Raw genomic sequence first — 14347 nt, 5'->3', positions numbered from 1 at the left:
CATGGCCCGGGACCTGGACGTCGCCGTGCACGGCGTGGGCACCTCGCACTTCGGCCGCCAGCCCGACCGGCCCCTGGCCGACCTGGCCTGGGACGCCGTCCGGGAGGCACTCGCCGACGCCGGCACCGAGGAGGTGGACGCCGTCTACGTCGGCACCGTCTTCGGCGCCCCTGGCGTCGCCCAGCGGGTGCTGTCCGCACTGGGCATCACCGGCGTCCCGGTGGTCACCCTCGAGAACGCCTGCGCCAGCGGGACGACGGCGCTGGTCGAGGGCCACGAGGCGATCCGCCTCGGCCGCTACCGCCGGGTGCTGGCGCTCGGCCTGGAGCAGATGAGCACCGCGTTCGGCGGCGCCATCCACCCCGAGGACAGCGACGCGGAGGGCGTCTCCGGCCTGGCGCTGCCCGCGCTCTACGCGATGGCCGCGCACCGCTACCTGCAGACCGGCGCCGCCACCGCTGAGCAGCTGGCCGCGGTGTCGGTGAAGAACCACGCGCACGCGCTGCACAACCCGCGCGCCCAGTACTCCGGCAGCTACACCGTCGAGCAGGTGCTCGGCTCCCGGATGATCGCCGACCCGCTCACCCTGCTGCAGTGCTGCCCGACCTCGGACGGCGCGGCCGCGGCGGTGCTCGCTCCCGCCGACGGCGACCCGCGGCACGTCTCGGTCCGCGGCCTGGCGCTGCGCTCCGGCGACCTGTGGGACCACCGCTCCCCGCACGTCTGGGGCTACGACCTGGTCGCCGCCACCGCGGCGCTCGCCTACGAGCAGGCCGGCGCCGGCCCCGGGGACGTCGACCTGTTCGAGGTGCACGACGCCTTCACCATCGGCGAGGTCGCCACCACCGAGGCGCTCGGCATCGTCGGCCCCGGGGACGGCGGCAAGGCCGCCGAGTCCGGGCGGACGGCGATCGGCGGCGTCTCCCCGGTCAATCCGTCCGGCGGGCTGCTCTCCCGCGGCCACCCGCTCGGCGCGACCGGGCTGGCCCAGGTCGCCGAGGTGGTCTGGCAGCTGCGCGGCGAGGCCGGCGGCCGCCAGGTCGAGGGCGCCCGGCTCGGCCTGGTCGAGACCATGGGCGGCGGGGTCAGCGGCATCGACGGCAACGCCTGCGTCGTGGCGGTGCTGGGTCGATGACCGCGGCCGAGCTGGACGACGACCTGCTCTCCCCCGCCGCCGTCGCCGACCCCTACCCGGTGTTCGAGGCGCTCCGCGAGCAGGACCCGGTGCACTGGAGCCCGCGCTACCGCTCCTGGTTCGTCACCCGCTTCGACGACGTCTCCGCCGCGCTGCGCGACCCGCGGTACTCCTCGGACCGGATCACCCCTTACGTCGAGGCGAAGCTGTCCGGCCCGGACACCGACCCGGCGCTGCGGCAGACCTTCGCCGTCCTCGAGGACTGGATGGTCTTCAAGGACCCGCCGGACCACACCCGGATGCGCCGGCTGCTCCGCCGCGCCTTCACCCCCCGCTCGGTGGAGGCGCTGCGCCCGCGGGTCAGCGAGCTCGCCGACGAGCTGCTCGACGGGATCGCCGGCACCGGCTCGGCCGACCTGGTCCGGTCCTACGCCTACCCGCTCACCGCCGGCGTGGTCGCCGAGATGCTCGGCGTGCCCAAGGAGGACCGGGACCTGTTCAAGGACTGGTCCGACGCGATCACCGCGCTGGTGTTCGCCGGCCTGGGCAGCCCCGAGCGCTACGACCGCGCCGTCCGCGGCATGCTCGAGCTGCGCGACTACCTGACCGAGCTGGCCGCGCACGTCGCCGAGAACCCCCGCGACGACCTGCTCACCGCGCTGGTGCAGGCCCGCGACGAGGGCGACACCCTCAGCCACGACGAGGTGGTGGCGACCGGGGTGCTGCTGCTGTTCGCCGGCCACGAGACGACGACGAACCTGATCGGCAACGGCCTGCTCGCGCTGCTGCGGCACCCCGACCAGCGGGCGCTGCTGGAGTCCGGCGAGGCGCCGATCGGCGGGGCGGTCGAGGAGTTCCTCCGCTACGACGGCCCGGCGAAGACCGTCGTCCGGCTGATGGCGGAGGACGTGGAGCTGCGCGGGCACACCCTGGCGGCCGGCTCCCGGGTGTTCCTCTGCCCGCCCAGCGCCAACCGCGACCCGGCGGTCTTCCCCGACCCCGGCCGGCTCGACCTCACCCGGACGGACAACCAGCACGTCGGGTTCGGCTTCGGCCTGCACTACTGCCTGGGCGCGCCGCTGGCCCGGCTGGAGGGCGCCGTCGCGATCCCCCGTGCCCTGCAGCGGCTCACCGGCCTGCGGCTGGACCCGGACGCGGAGCTGGCCTGGCAGCCGGTGCTGCTCAGCCGCGGGCTCACCGCGCTGCCGGTGCGGTTCGGCGGATGACCGACGTGCCCGTGCGGGTCGACCGGACGCGCTGCGTCGGTTCGGGCACCTGCACGGAGATCGCGCCGGACCTGTTCGTGCTCGACGGCGGCACCGCCCGGGTGCTCGCCCCCGGCGAGCCGGGCGCCCGGGTGGTGCGGGACGACGACGCGACCGCGGACGACGTCGACGAGGCGGTGGACTCCTGCCCGGTGCAGGCGATCGAGGGAGGTCGAGGATGACAGCGACGACGACGGGGACCACAGTGTCGACCGGGCCGCGGCGCCGTTCCACCGCCGAGCGGATCGAGGGCTTCAAGCGCTTCTGGGACGAGGAGCGCGAGACGATGCCGCCGCGGCAGCGCGACGCGATCGTCCTGGAGCGGGTGCAGCACCAGCTGCGCTACGCCTACGAGACGCTGCCCTTCTACCGCCGGCACTACGACGCGCACGGCCTCACCCCCGACTCGGTCCGCTCGCTGGAGGACTTCACCACCAAGGTGCCGGTGGTGACCAAGAAGGACCTGGTCGCCGACCAGGCCGCGCACCCGCCGTTCGGCAGCTACCTCGGCGTCAACCGGCGCGACGTCGCCCGGGTGCACGGCTCGTCGGGGACCATGGGCAGCCCCACCATGTACGGCGTCTCGCACGCCGACTGGGCCCGCTGCGGGCAGGCCATGGCCATGGGGCTGTGGTGCGCCGGGTTCCGGCCCGGGGACATGGTGCAGGTGACCTTCCCGTTCACCATGTTCTTCGGCGGCTGGGGCAACGTGCAGGCCCTCGAGCTGCTCGGCGCCGGCTGCTTCCCCACCGGGTCGATGGTGCCCACCGAGCGGCAGATCGAGTTCCTGCACGCGCTGGACGTGGACGCGGTGATCGCCACGCCGTCCTACCTCGCGCACCTGGCGCACCGCGCCGAGGAGCTGGGCACCCCGGTGTCCGGGTCGTCGGTGGGGCTGGCGCTGGTCGGCGGCGAGCCCGGCGGCAGCATCCCCGCCGTCCGGGCGCGGCTGGCCGAGCAGTGGGGCGAGCTGGCCGTCATCGACGGCGCCGCCGGGTCGACGTCGGAGATGTACCCGTTCCTCACCAACATCGGCTGCCTGGAGGACCCCGGCGGCGGGGTGCACCTGTTCCAGGACGAGAACTACACCGAGGTGGTGAGCCGGGACGACCCGAACGTGCCGGTGCCGGTCGGCCTGCCGGGGGCGACGGTGGCCACCCACCTGTGGCGGGAGTCCCAGCCGATGATCCGGTTCTGGATGGGCGACGAGGGCGTGCTGGACGACGCCCCGTGCCGGTGCGGCCGCACCTACCCCAAGCTGCCCCGCGGCGTCTTCGGGCGGATCGACGACATGCTGGTGATCCGCGGCGCCAACGTCTACCCCTCCGCCGTGGAGGCCGCCGTCCGCGCCACCCCGGGCGCCGGGGCGGAGTTCCGCATCCTGGTGGACCGGCCGCAGGACCTGGACGAGATCACCGTGCTGGTGGAGCGGGACGCCGACCTGCCCGAGGCCGAGGCACCGCGGCTGCAGGCCGACCTGGAGGACCGGATCCGGCGCGCGGTGAACGTGCGGGTGCCGGTGCAGGTCATGGCGCCGGGGTCCCAGGAGGCGCAGACGTTCAAGGCCCGCCGGGTGGTAGACAACCGGCCCAGGGGCTGACCGTCAGGCCCGGGCGCCGTCCAGGAAGACGCCGCTGATCCGGTCGGCCATCTCCGCGGCGCCGATCGGGCCGTTCGGGTCCCACCAGCGGGTCAGCCAGTTCAGCGACCCGATCAGCACGTGCGGCGCCGTCCGCAGGTCCAGGTCCGGGCGCAGCGAGCCCTCCTCGACCCCGGCGCGCAGGACGGCGCGGACCAGCCGCACGTACTCGTGGTCCATCGCCGCCCACTCCGGATAGCGGCCGAGCCCGGCCACCTCGTGCACGTACACCGAGGCGTAGACGAAGTGCTCGGCGAGCACGCCGGCGTGCACCCGGGCCAGCCGGGCGATCTTGTCCGGCGCCGGGACGGCCTCGGCGGCCAGCTCGCGGGCCTCGGCCAGCAGCTGCTCGGCCGGCGGCCGGACGACGGAGAAGAGCAGCTCCTCCTTGCTGGAGATGTAGTTGTAGAGGCTGCCCTTGAGCATGCCCACCTCGTCGGCGACGTCCTCGAGGGTCGCGCCGTGGTAGCCCTTGGCCCGGAAGACCTTGGCCGCGGCGGCCATCACCTCCGGCCAGCGGCTCGGTCGGGGCACAGGCGGTCCTCTCGGCGCGACGGGCGGTGCGGTCAGGCTATGTCGCGCCTCGAGGACCCGGCCGGGCCCCCTCCGGGGGGACGGAGAGGGCCCGGGGGTATGGGGGTCAGGCCCTGCCGAGCGCGACGTCGGCCAGCCGGAGCCGGCGTCGCATGTGCTGGTTGGCCTGGAACTGCGGCATCACGTAGCGGGCGAACAGCTCCAGCGAGCGGTTCCACCTGTCGGTGGTCACCCAGTCGCGGGAGTTGATCAGGAAGGTGCCGAACCCTCCGACGCTCTCGTTGATCTCGTTGATCTGCCGGACGCAGTCCTCCGGGCTGCCGATCACCCAGGGCAGCGTCTCGGCCATCCACTCGAAGGTGAGCTCGGCGTCGGGCATCTCCTTGTCCAGCTTCATCAGCGCGCCCAGGCCCAGGCCGAGCAGGTACTCGTAGGAGCGGTGCACGCCCTCGCGGATGTCGTTCATCGCGGTGTTCTTGTCGTCGGCGACGTAGACCTCGCGGCTGATCCGCCACTTGGACCGGGCGACGTCGGGGTCCAGCCCGGCCGCCGAGGCGGCGCTGGTCATGGCCTCGGCCTGCTGCTGCAGGTCGGGGGTGAACTCGTTCTTCTCGGCCAGCAGCGGAGCGAAGTACACCGACAGCGGGTTCCAGCCCCGCTCGCCGCACTTGGCGTAGTTGTGCGTGCCGGTCAGGCCGGCGATCGCGAACGGCGGCACGTCCTGGTAGGGCCCGACCTGGATCTGCCGGTTCTCGTACTTCCAGTAGACGCCCTCGTAGTCCACCGGCTCGTCGCTGGTGAGCAGCTTCCAGATGATCTCCATCGCCTCGTTGGTGCGGGGCGTGGCCTCGTCGGCCGGCATCTGGAACAGCGCGCGGTCGGTGGGCAGGCCGCCGCCCCCGAAGCCGTACTCGAGCCGGCCGTGGGTGAGGTGGTCGAGGAACGCCAGGCGCTCGGCCACCAGGAAGGGCTCGTGGTACGGCAGGTTGACCACGCCGGTGCCCAGCCGGATCGTCGACGTCACCGCGGAGGCCTTGGCGATCATGTACTCGGCGACCGGGACGTTCTCGAACCCGCCCGTGTGGTGCTCGCCGATCCAGTACTCGGTGAACCCCAGCTGCTCGGCCAGCACGATGTCGGCGATGTCCCGGTCGTAGGACAGCGTCCAGTTCTCCTGCGGCGGGTGCTCGGGCATGGTGAACAGACCGAACTTCATGGAGCGGTCCCCTCGGCTCGTGGTACCCGCGGCACTGCCGGCACCGTTGCCAAACAACTAGTCGGCTACGGCGGATGTGTCAAGGGTCACATTTGTGCGGCAGTGCCCTCCGACCCTGCGGGTCAGGTCCTCAGACCCCGAGGGACGCCAGCGCCTGCAGCACCAGCGTGCTCTGCCCGTTCGCCAGTTCCGCCAGGACGACGGGGTCGCGGACCTCGAGAGGGGTGAACCAGGTCAGCTCGAGCGCGTCCTGCTGCGGAGCGCAGTCCCCTTCCACCGGGACGACGTAGGCCAGCGACACCGCGTGCTGCCGCGGATCGTGGAACGGCGTCACTCCCGGCGTCGGGAAGTACTCCGCGATCGTGAACGGCTGCGGGGACGGCGGCACCCGCGGCAGCGCCAGCGGCCCGAGGTCCTTCTCCAGGTGGCGGAGCAGCGCCGAGCGGATCCGCTCGTGGTACAGCACCCGCCCGGACACCAGGGCCCGCTTGACCTGCCCGTCCTCGCCGATCCGCAGCAGCAGGCCGACCTTCGTCACGGTGCCCTGTTCGTCCACCCGGACCGGCACCGCGTCGACGTAGAGGATCGGCAGCCGCTCCCGGGCCGCGTCCATCTCCTCGCGGGCGAGCCAGCCGGCAGCGGGGTTCGTCACCTCGGTCATGGGTCGTGTCTAGCCGACCGGGTCGCCGCCCCCTCAGTCCGGTCCCGACGGCGGCTCCCCGGCGCGGGTCCGGACGGAGCCGACGTCAGCCGGTGGGGAGCAGGCCGCGCCGGGTCGGTCGCGCTCAGGCCGCCCGGTCGCCCCGCGCGGCCAGCACGTCGCGGACCGACGTCCAGGTCCGCTCGCCGTACCGGTCGTTGTCCAGCGCGGTCAGCGCCGCGTGCCCGCTGAACATGCTGTCGAAGTACTGCATCCCCTGCCACGCCGGGTACAGCTCGTCGTCCGCCCCCGACACAGCCCGTCCCACCCGCGCCATGATCCGCAGCAGACCGACGCCGCCGACGTAGGTGGGCCGGAACGCCGTCCCGGTCAGGTCCGTCATGGTCCGCGCCAGGTCGCGCGCGCTGACCGTGTCGCCCGCGACCTGGAGGTAGCGCGGCGCGGAGTCGTCGAGAGCCACGGCGGCCGCGAAGACCGCGACGTCGTCCTTGCCGGTGAAGTCCAGTGGCTGGTCGGCGTCGCGCCAGTACAGCACCCGCCTGCGGTCGAACAGCACCAGCGGCGCCTGGCCGGTGAGCATGTCGGCGAAGGCCCCGGTCAGGATCGACGTCGCCCTGATCGGCGCCCGGTCCAGCAGCGCCGCGAACTCCCGGCGCAGCTCCAGGTTCCGGTTCGTCCCGGGCGCCAGCCGCCGGTAGTCGGCGGCGAAGTCCGAGGGGACGAACCGGGGCACCCCCGCGGCCACCGCGGCGTCCAGCAGCTGCTGCTGCGCCTCGACGACCACCGGCCGCAGCCCGCTCACCGTCGAGACGACGCAGTCCACCCCGGCACAGGCTCTCCGCAGCGCGTCGGGGTCGCCGTAGTCGGCGTGCACGACCGACACGCCCGGCGTCGTAAGCGGCCGGAGCCTCGCGGCGGACGTCCCGGGCCGGGTCAGCGCCCGCACGTCCGCGCCGGCGTCGGTGAGGGCCCGGACGACGCGCGTCCCGAGGTCACCGGTGGCGCCGGCCACCAGGACGGTGGGCATCAGCCGGCAGCCGCAGTGTGGGTCATGCCGCCACGCTAGGTGGCCGCGACGAGGACGGCAGCGGGACGCCCGGCGGCCCGACCCGCTCCCCGGCGCAGCGCCGGTGCGTCAGGGGGTCGGCGCCCAGCCCAACGCCGGGCCGAGCCGCTCGGCCATGTCGGTGAGGATCTGCACGTAGTCCTCGGCCTCGAAGCTGAACGGCAGCGCGAACACCACCTCGCGGACCTGCCGGAACGCGGCATCGGCGTACAGCTGCTCGGCGATCTGCTCTGAGGTGCCCAGCAGGTCCCGGGCGAACAGCAGCCGGGCGGGGCCCTGCGGTTCACGGGTGCGCGGGGTCCGCGCCTCGACGTACGCCGCGTACTTCTCCCGCTGCGCGGGCGTGGCCGAGTCGGTCGGGACCACCACCAGCCCCTGCGACGCGCGGGCCGCCCCGCCCGCCGGGTGCGCGTCCCGGAAGGCGGCGATCTGGCCGGCCTGGATCGCGGCGAAGTCGACCGAGTCGGCCTCGGCCTTAACCACGCTGGAGGTCAGCAGGTTCATGCCGTTCCCCCCGGCCCAGACCGCCGAGCGCAGCGACCCGCCGCCGTACCAGAGCCGGTCGCGCAGCCCGGGCGCATGCGGCTGCACCCGGTCCGACCACTCCTCCACCACGCCCTCACGGCCGGCGAAGGACGACGCCGGCTCGCCGGCCACCAGCCGCAGCAGCCGGGCCACCCGCTCGTAGGAGAAGTCCTCGACGTCGGCGGTGTCCGGGTACAGCGCGGACCGCACGTCGTCCCAGTGCATCGGCGGCCCCACCGACACCCCGGGGTTGAGCCGCCCGCCGGACAGCACGTCGACGGTGGCCAGGTCCTCCGCCAGCCGCAGCGGGTTCTCCCAGGCCAGCGGGGTCACCGCCGTCCCGAGCTGGATCCGGGAGGTCCGCTGGGTGGCCGCGGCCAGGACGGCGACGGGCGAGCTGATGCCGTACTGCAGGTGCCGGTGCCGGAGCCAGGTGCTGTCGAAGCCGAGCCGTTCCCCCAGCTCGATCACCGCGAGCGTCGTCTCGTGCCCGGGCCCGGGGTCGGCGCCGTCGAACGAGCCGATGGTCAGGAAGCCCAGCTGTTCCAGCGGCACACCCGGTTCCGGCATGCCCGGATCATCGCCGATCCGGGCATGCGGCTCCCCGGCGGCCCGGGCGGGCCGCCGGGACCGTGCGCCGCCGGGCTCAGCCGACCCCGGCGGAGGTGCGCGAGGCGTCGTGCGCCGCCGGGGCGGCGGCCGCGCCCTGCAGCCGGGCCAGCCCCTGCTGCAGGTCCTCCAGGTCCATGCACGGGGTCACGGTCACCCGGGCGTTCGCACCCTGGAACAGCGGCTCGCAGATGGACGGCAGGTCGGCGGCGTCCTGCATGTCGAAGACCATGAAGCACGCCCGCTGCCCGTCCTCGCCGGCGAAGTACGCCGCCTCGGGGTGCAGCCGGTCGACCAGGCTCCCGATCACCGAGCCGATCGAGCCGTCGGCGATGACGGCGTTCCCGGCAGGGGTGTCGACGACGGCCTTGAGCATCATGCGCATGGCGACCTCCTCGGCTGGACGAGGGCGTCCAGCCTCGTCCGGTGGTGGGAGGCGGGAACTCCTCCCGCCGTCCCGTCGCCCGCCTCCCGCGCGTGCGGACGCAGCGTTCCCGGGCGGTCGCGCACCGCGGACCCCAGGCCGGCAGGGGTCAGCGGGCGGGCGACGCGGCGGGCTGCGCCGGGTACGTCACCGCCCCGCCCCCTTCCGTCACTGGGCGGTGACACGATGTGTTCGTGAGTACGCCGCGTCCCCTGGCACCTCGGGTCGCCTGCCAGGAGGGCGGTGGACCGGACGGTCCCTGCGTGCTCGACCTGAGCGGACGCACGTTCTTCGACCCCGCCGACCTCGTCGGCCTCGCCGTGCTCAGCGAGGACGCCGTCATCGCCGGCCGCGGGGTCGAGTTCATCGCCCCGGGCGATCCCGACGTCGCCCGCTACCTCGCCCGCATGCGGGTCGGCGAACACCTCGACCGGCTGGGCGTCCGGCACCAGCTCCCCGCGGTGCGGCCGCGCGACCTGGGCAACCGGCTGGTCGAGCTGCACCGCTTCGACCAGGAGGCCGGGCTCGAACGACTCCTCGACGCCCTCGTCGAGACCTACGTCGCCGACCGGCTCCAGCTCGTGCAGCCGCTCTACGCCGCGCTCGCCGAGATCGCCGGCAACGTCGTGGACCACAGCGGCCGGGAGCACGGCTACGTGGCGCTGCAGCGCTACACGAGCCGGCCGCGCGTGGAGTTCGCCGTCGGGGACAGCGGCATCGGACTGCGCGCCCGGCTGAGCCAGACCCTGCCGGTCCCCGACGACCGCACCGCGATCGTGCTGGCGGCGCAGACCCACGTCACGACGACGGGACAGCCCGGCCGCGGCCGTGGGATCAGCGAGGTCGTCGGCATCACCGGCACGCACGGCGGCACCGTGACGCTGGCCAGCGGCAGGGCGCGCGGGGTCTTCACCCGGGGGGATCTGCGCCCGCGACTGGAGGACCACATCCCGGCCCAGCCGGGTACGCTCGCGCACGTTCGACTCGGCCTGGAGGAGGCGCGCGGATGACCTCGGTACTCCCTCCGATCGCCGTCCCCCAGCTCAGCGGCGGACGTGAGCGCGCACGGGCCCTGCTGCGGGACGTCGCCGGGCGGCTCGCCGGGGCCACCGTCGTGGTGGACTTCCGGCAGATGGTCGCCGGCACCCCCTCCTTCGCCGACGAGCTCGTGGCGCGGGTGCTCGTCGCCGGCGGCGCCCGGCAGCTGCTCGCCGAGCACGTGAGCGCCGACTTCGGCGACTACCTGCTGCGGGCGGCGAAGGACCACGGCGTGTCCGAGCGCCTGTCACTCGGCTGACCGGCGCTCAGTCCGTCGCCCGCACCGCCAGCCCCACGGCCTCGACGGCCGCCGTCCAGGTCGTCGCCTCCCGGGCCGCGGTGCCGGCGTCGTCGTCCTGGAACCACCGCAGCGCCTCGACCTCCCACTGCTGCACCGCCGACCGGGCCGGCTCGTCCGACACCCGGTGCACCAGCGCCTCGTACTCGATCCGCGCCAGCGCCAGGGCGGTGTCGGACCGCCTCGACGGCAGCAGCTGCTCCCGGTCGCGTTCCAGCGCCTGCCGGTAGACCTTCATCGCGTCGGTCAGGGCCACCAGCGTCGCGCGCTGGTGCTCGCGCGCCAGCTGAGCCCTGCGCTCGTGCTGCTGCCGGGTGACCACCCGCGCCTTGATGAGCTCGGCGGTGGCCTGCCCGCCGATCGTCAGCACCCCGCCGACGACGACCCCCAGGAAGCCCCACCACCCCGCGTCCACGCCGCCTCCCCCTCGCCTCCCGCGAGGCTAGGCGAGGCGACCGACAGAGCCAGGCAGTGGCCGGCAGTGGCCGGCAGTGGCCGCGGACGGCGGGCCACCCGGGTCGGAGGGCCCTGGCCTTCCGACCCGGCCCGTGCCAGGGTCGGGCTCCGTCGCCGGTGCACCGCCCGGTCCGGGCCCGTCGTCGGCGCGACCGCCGGAGGTGGGCGATGGGATCGGTCGTGGTGTGCGGTGGCGGCGTCATCGGCCTGTCGGTCGCGATGATGCTGGCCCGGGACGGGCACGACGTCACCGTGCTGGAGGCCGACCCGGCGGGGGCTCCGCCGACCCCCGCGGAGGCGTGGACGTCGTGGCACCGCAAGGGCGTGCGGCAGTTCCGCCAGCCGCACACCCTGCTCTCGCGCTTCCGCGAGGTCTGCGACGCCGAGCTGCCGGGTCTCACCGGGCGGCTGGAGGACGGCGGCTGCGTGTGGGGGGACCCGCTGGCCACGCTGCCCCCGGGGATCACCGACCGGGAGCCGCGCCCGGGTGACGACCGGCTGCGGTTCGTCACCGGCCGGCGCCCCGTCGTCGAGGCCGTGGTCGCCGCCGCCGCCGAGGAGCAGCCCGGCGTGACGGTGCGCCGCGGGGTGCGGATCACCGGGCTGACGACCGGGGCACCGGCGGTCCCCGGCGTCCCGCACGTGACCGGCGTGCGGACCGACGCGGACGAGGAGATCCCGGCCGACCTCGTGGTGGACGCCCTGGGTCGCCACACGAGGACGCCGGACTGGCTGTCCGAGCTGGGGGCGCGCCCGCCGCTGCTGGAGGCAGAGGACGCCGGCTTCGTCTACTACACGCAGTACTTCACCGGGCCGGCCCGTCCGCGCGGGCTCGGCCCGAGGCTGATGCCGCTGGGCAGCTTCTCCGTCCTCACGCTGGACAGTGACAACGACACCTGGTCGGTGACCCTGTTCGGCCGGAGCACCGACGCGCCGCTCAAGGCACTGCGCGACGCCGGCACCTTCGCCCGGGTGGTGGGCGCCTGCCCGCTGCAGGCGCACTGGCTGGACGGCCGGCCGCTCACCGACGTCCTGCCCATGGCGGGGATCCTGGACTGCCACCGGCGCTACGTCGCCGACGGGCGACCGGTGGTCACCGGACTGGTCGCCGTCGGCGACGCCTGGGCGTGCACCAACCCCTCGGCGGGCCGCGGCCTGAGCATCGGGATGATCCACGCCCAGCTGCTGCGGGCGGTGGTGGCCGCCTCCCTGGACGACCCGGCCCAGCTGGCCGGCGCCTGGGACGAGCGCACCGAGCAGGTCGTGGGGCCCTACTACCGCAACCAGGTCGGCGCCGACCGGATCCGGTTCGCCGAGATGCGCGCGGCGGCCGACGGGGGCGAGCCGCCGCCCGCCGATCCGCTGATGTCCGGGCTGTTCGCCGCCGCGATGCACGACCCGGAGGTCTTCCGCGGGATGATCGAGGCGGTGGCCTGCCTCGCCCTGCCGCAGGAGGTGTTCAGCCGGCCCGGCATGCGCGAGCGGATCGAGGAGCACAGCGGCGCCGGTCCCCGCCCGGCTCCCGGCCCGGACCGCGCGCAGCTGCTCCAGCTGCTCGACGCCTGACGCGCTCGGCGGGCGGGCCGCAGCGCCCGCTAGCGTCCGGCGCATGACCTGGCCGACGGACCGCGGTGTGCTCGAGCTCGGCGACCTGCCGGTGGAGCGGGGCGGGACCATCCGGGACGCCCGGCTGTCCTGGCAGACGCACGGCACGCTGAACGCGGCCCGGGACAACGTGGTCGTGTACCCGTGCAGCTTCGGCGCGACCTCCGACGACCTCGCCTGGCTGATCGGCCCCGACGGGGTGCTGGACCCGACCCGCTGGTTCGTCGTCGTCCCGGACATGTTCTCCAACGGCCGCTCCAGCAGCGCCTCGCAGGCCGAGGACTTCCCCGCCGTCGTGACGGTCGCCGACAACGTGCGCGCCCAGCACCGGCTGCTCACCGAGCACTTCGGCGTCCCCTCGGTGGCCGCCGTCTACGGCTTCTCGATGGGCGGTCTGCAGGCCTATCAGTGGGCCGCGCTGTACCCCGACGAGGTGCAGCGGGCGATCGTCGTGTGCGGCAGCGCGCGCACGGCCGAGCACAACAAGGTCTTCCTCTCCGGCCTGCTGCGCGTCCTGGAGGCCGCACCCGAGCACCGGGGCCGCGGCCGCTTCTCCGCCGAGCCGCAGGCCGCGCTGCGCGCCTTCGCCCACGTGTACGCCGGCTGGGGATTGAGCCAGGACTTCTACCGGGAGGGGCTGCACCGCACCGCGCTGGGCGCCCCGGACCTGGAGACCTTCCTGCGGACCGACTGGGAGGGCCGGTTCACCCTGGCCGCGGCCGACCTGTACGCCGAGCTGCAGACCTGGACGCACGCCGACATCAGCGCCGGCGGCGACCTGGCCCGCGCGCTGCAGGCCATCCGCGCCCGCGTGCTGCTGCTGCCGGGCGAGACCGACCTGTACTTCCGGGTCGCCGACAACGCCGCCGAGCTGCCGCACCTCGCCGCGGCCGAGCTGCGCCCCATCCCCAGCGTGTGGGGGCACCGCGCGGGCAACCCGAGCACCAACCCGGCCGATCTGGCCTTCCTGCGCGCCGCCGTCCGGGAGTGGCTGGACAGCTGACCGGGGACCACCCGGACGGGTGAGCCGGGGTCAGGCCCGCGGCCGGGGGCGTCGACATCAGCACCAGTGCCGGCGGTCCGCCGGCCGTCGACGAGGGAGAGCCGATCGTGGCCAAGGTGCTGGTGGTGGAGGACGAGGACATCACCCGTCTCATGCTGGAGTCGCGGCTGCACATCGCCGGCCACAAAGTGCGCGCCGCCGCCTCGATGGACGAGGCGCAGGCCGTGCTGGAGCACACCTTCACCCCCGACGTGCTGGTGACCGACATGTTCATGCCCGGCGGCAGCGGCCTCTCCCTGGCCTCCGCCGTCCGGGACGACCCGCTGCACACGCACCTGCCGGTCATCTTCCTCAGCGGCCGGGCCCTGCCCGGCGACGTCGCCGCCGGCACCGCGCTGAACGCCACCTACCTGGCCAAGCCGGTCTCCATGCACGACCTCACCGAGGCCATCGACGCCGTCCTCGAGGAGCTGGCCGCCACCCGCGACGAGGCCGTCCGCGAGCACGCCGACACGCTGTGGGACACCGAGGACGACGCCCAGCGGGAGCTCTACGCCCGGCTGCTCACCGCCTTCGTGGAGTCCGCCCCCGACCTGCTGGCCGAGGTGTCCGGGTCGCTGACCGCGGACGCCCCGCTCGAGGTGGAGGCGGCCGCGCACAAGCTCGGTGGCGCCGCCGCCACGCTCGGCGCCGGCCCGCTGGCCGAGCTGTGCCGCCGTCTCGAGGACGCCGCCCGGGCCGAGCAGCTGCCGGCGCCGGCGCCGGTGCTCGCCGCCCTGCAGCGCGAGCTGGAGCTCACCGGCAAGGTCTTCACCGAGCTGGCCGCCGAGCTCGCCGCCTGAGCTGCCTCAGGAGGGTGCGCAGCCGTACCGG

General features: G+C 74.6%; 16 protein-coding genes. 9 read left to right on the top strand and 7 right to left on the bottom strand.

Going from position 1 to position 14347, the window contains the following annotated elements:
* Position 1 precedes the first annotated feature (1 nt).
* The 4 genes from ACWIX6_RS07335 to ACWIX6_RS07320 are packed head-to-tail and all read left to right on the top strand — an operon-like array spanning position 2 to position 4000.
* The gene (locus ACWIX6_RS07335) at positions 2 to 1135 is read left to right on the top strand and encodes a thiolase family protein (protein WP_448616185.1); all 1134 of its coding nucleotides are present in this window, start codon (positions 2 to 4) and stop codon (positions 1133 to 1135) included.
* Positions 1132 to 2361 carry a cytochrome P450 gene (locus ACWIX6_RS07330; protein ID WP_448616184.1) on the top strand — a complete coding sequence of 410 codons (1230 nt, stop codon included), beginning with the start codon at positions 1132 to 1134 and terminating at the stop codon, positions 2359 to 2361. Before ACWIX6_RS07335 ends, ACWIX6_RS07330 begins: the two co-directional genes overlap by 4 nt.
* Positions 2358 to 2582 (top strand): ferredoxin, encoded by a 225-nt coding sequence (locus ACWIX6_RS07325; protein WP_448616183.1) that lies wholly within the window; start codon positions 2358 to 2360, stop codon positions 2580 to 2582. Before ACWIX6_RS07330 ends, ACWIX6_RS07325 begins: the two co-directional genes overlap by 4 nt.
* Positions 2579 to 4000: a phenylacetate--CoA ligase family protein gene (locus ACWIX6_RS07320; protein ID WP_448616182.1), complete on the top strand. Its 1422-nt coding sequence runs from the start codon at positions 2579 to 2581 to the stop codon at positions 3998 to 4000. The genes ACWIX6_RS07325 and ACWIX6_RS07320 overlap by 4 nt, the downstream gene beginning before the upstream one ends.
* A gap of 3 nt (positions 4001 to 4003) precedes the next feature.
* Here the strand turns inward: ACWIX6_RS07320 and ACWIX6_RS07315 are convergent, their stop codons facing one another.
* The 6 genes from ACWIX6_RS07315 to ACWIX6_RS07290 all read right to left on the bottom strand — a co-directional run bounded on the left by ACWIX6_RS07315 (position 4004) and on the right by ACWIX6_RS07290 (position 9035).
* A complete protein-coding gene (locus tag ACWIX6_RS07315) occupies positions 4004 to 4573 on the bottom strand; it encodes a TetR/AcrR family transcriptional regulator (RefSeq protein ID WP_448616181.1) in 570 nt (189 codons plus the stop codon).
* Positions 4574 to 4679: 106 nt separating this feature from the next.
* A complete protein-coding gene (locus ACWIX6_RS07310) occupies positions 4680 to 5789 on the bottom strand; it encodes an LLM class flavin-dependent oxidoreductase (protein ID WP_448616180.1) in 1110 nt (369 codons plus the stop codon).
* 130 nt (positions 5790 to 5919) lie between these two features.
* Positions 5920 to 6450 carry an NUDIX hydrolase family protein gene (locus ACWIX6_RS07305; RefSeq protein ID WP_448616179.1) on the bottom strand — a complete coding sequence of 177 codons (531 nt, stop codon included), beginning with the start codon at positions 6448 to 6450 and terminating at the stop codon, positions 5920 to 5922.
* A 124-nt stretch (positions 6451 to 6574) separates the two neighbouring features.
* Positions 6575 to 7477: an NmrA family NAD(P)-binding protein gene (locus ACWIX6_RS07300; protein WP_448616178.1), complete on the bottom strand. Its 903-nt coding sequence runs from the start codon at positions 7475 to 7477 to the stop codon at positions 6575 to 6577.
* 108 nt (positions 7478 to 7585) lie between these two features.
* Entirely contained in the window at positions 7586 to 8611 is a 1026-nt protein-coding gene (locus ACWIX6_RS07295; RefSeq protein WP_448616177.1) for an LLM class flavin-dependent oxidoreductase, read from the bottom strand.
* Positions 8612 to 8687: 76 nt separating this feature from the next.
* The gene (locus tag ACWIX6_RS07290; RefSeq protein WP_448616176.1) at positions 8688 to 9035 is read right to left on the bottom strand and encodes a DUF3303 family protein; all 348 of its coding nucleotides are present in this window, start codon (positions 9033 to 9035) and stop codon (positions 8688 to 8690) included.
* A gap of 302 nt (positions 9036 to 9337) precedes the next feature.
* Between ACWIX6_RS07290 and ACWIX6_RS07285 the strand changes: the two genes are divergently transcribed.
* The gene (locus ACWIX6_RS07285) at positions 9338 to 10084 is read left to right on the top strand and encodes an ATP-binding protein (protein WP_448616175.1); all 747 of its coding nucleotides are present in this window, start codon (positions 9338 to 9340) and stop codon (positions 10082 to 10084) included.
* Positions 10081 to 10371, top strand: a complete 291-nt coding sequence (locus ACWIX6_RS07280) for a hypothetical protein (RefSeq protein ID WP_448616174.1) — start codon at positions 10081 to 10083, stop codon at positions 10369 to 10371. The genes ACWIX6_RS07285 and ACWIX6_RS07280 overlap by 4 nt, the downstream gene beginning before the upstream one ends.
* Before the next feature lie 7 nt (positions 10372 to 10378).
* On the opposite strand, the gene ACWIX6_RS07275 is transcribed toward ACWIX6_RS07280, so the two are convergent.
* Positions 10379 to 10825, bottom strand: a complete 447-nt coding sequence (locus ACWIX6_RS07275; protein WP_448616173.1) for a hypothetical protein — start codon at positions 10823 to 10825, stop codon at positions 10379 to 10381.
* Between the two features lie 56 nt (positions 10826 to 10881).
* Here ACWIX6_RS07275 and ACWIX6_RS07270 point away from each other — a divergent pair, with 56 nt between their 5' ends.
* The 3 genes from ACWIX6_RS07270 (at position 10882) to ACWIX6_RS07260 (ending at position 14316) form a co-directional block, all read left to right on the top strand.
* Positions 10882 to 12432: an NAD(P)/FAD-dependent oxidoreductase gene (locus tag ACWIX6_RS07270; protein WP_448616172.1), complete on the top strand. Its 1551-nt coding sequence runs from the start codon at positions 10882 to 10884 to the stop codon at positions 12430 to 12432.
* Between the two features lie 43 nt (positions 12433 to 12475).
* A complete protein-coding gene (locus ACWIX6_RS07265; protein WP_448616171.1) occupies positions 12476 to 13474 on the top strand; it encodes an alpha/beta fold hydrolase in 999 nt (332 codons plus the stop codon).
* Between the two features lie 107 nt (positions 13475 to 13581).
* A complete protein-coding gene (locus ACWIX6_RS07260; RefSeq protein ID WP_448616170.1) occupies positions 13582 to 14316 on the top strand; it encodes an Hpt domain-containing response regulator in 735 nt (244 codons plus the stop codon).
* Positions 14317 to 14347 lie beyond the last annotated feature (31 nt).

Source organism: Modestobacter sp. URMC 112 (genome assembly GCF_053502575.1).
The sequence above is the reverse complement of the archived record's forward strand: the minus strand, read 5'-3'. Positions and strand labels throughout refer to the sequence as shown.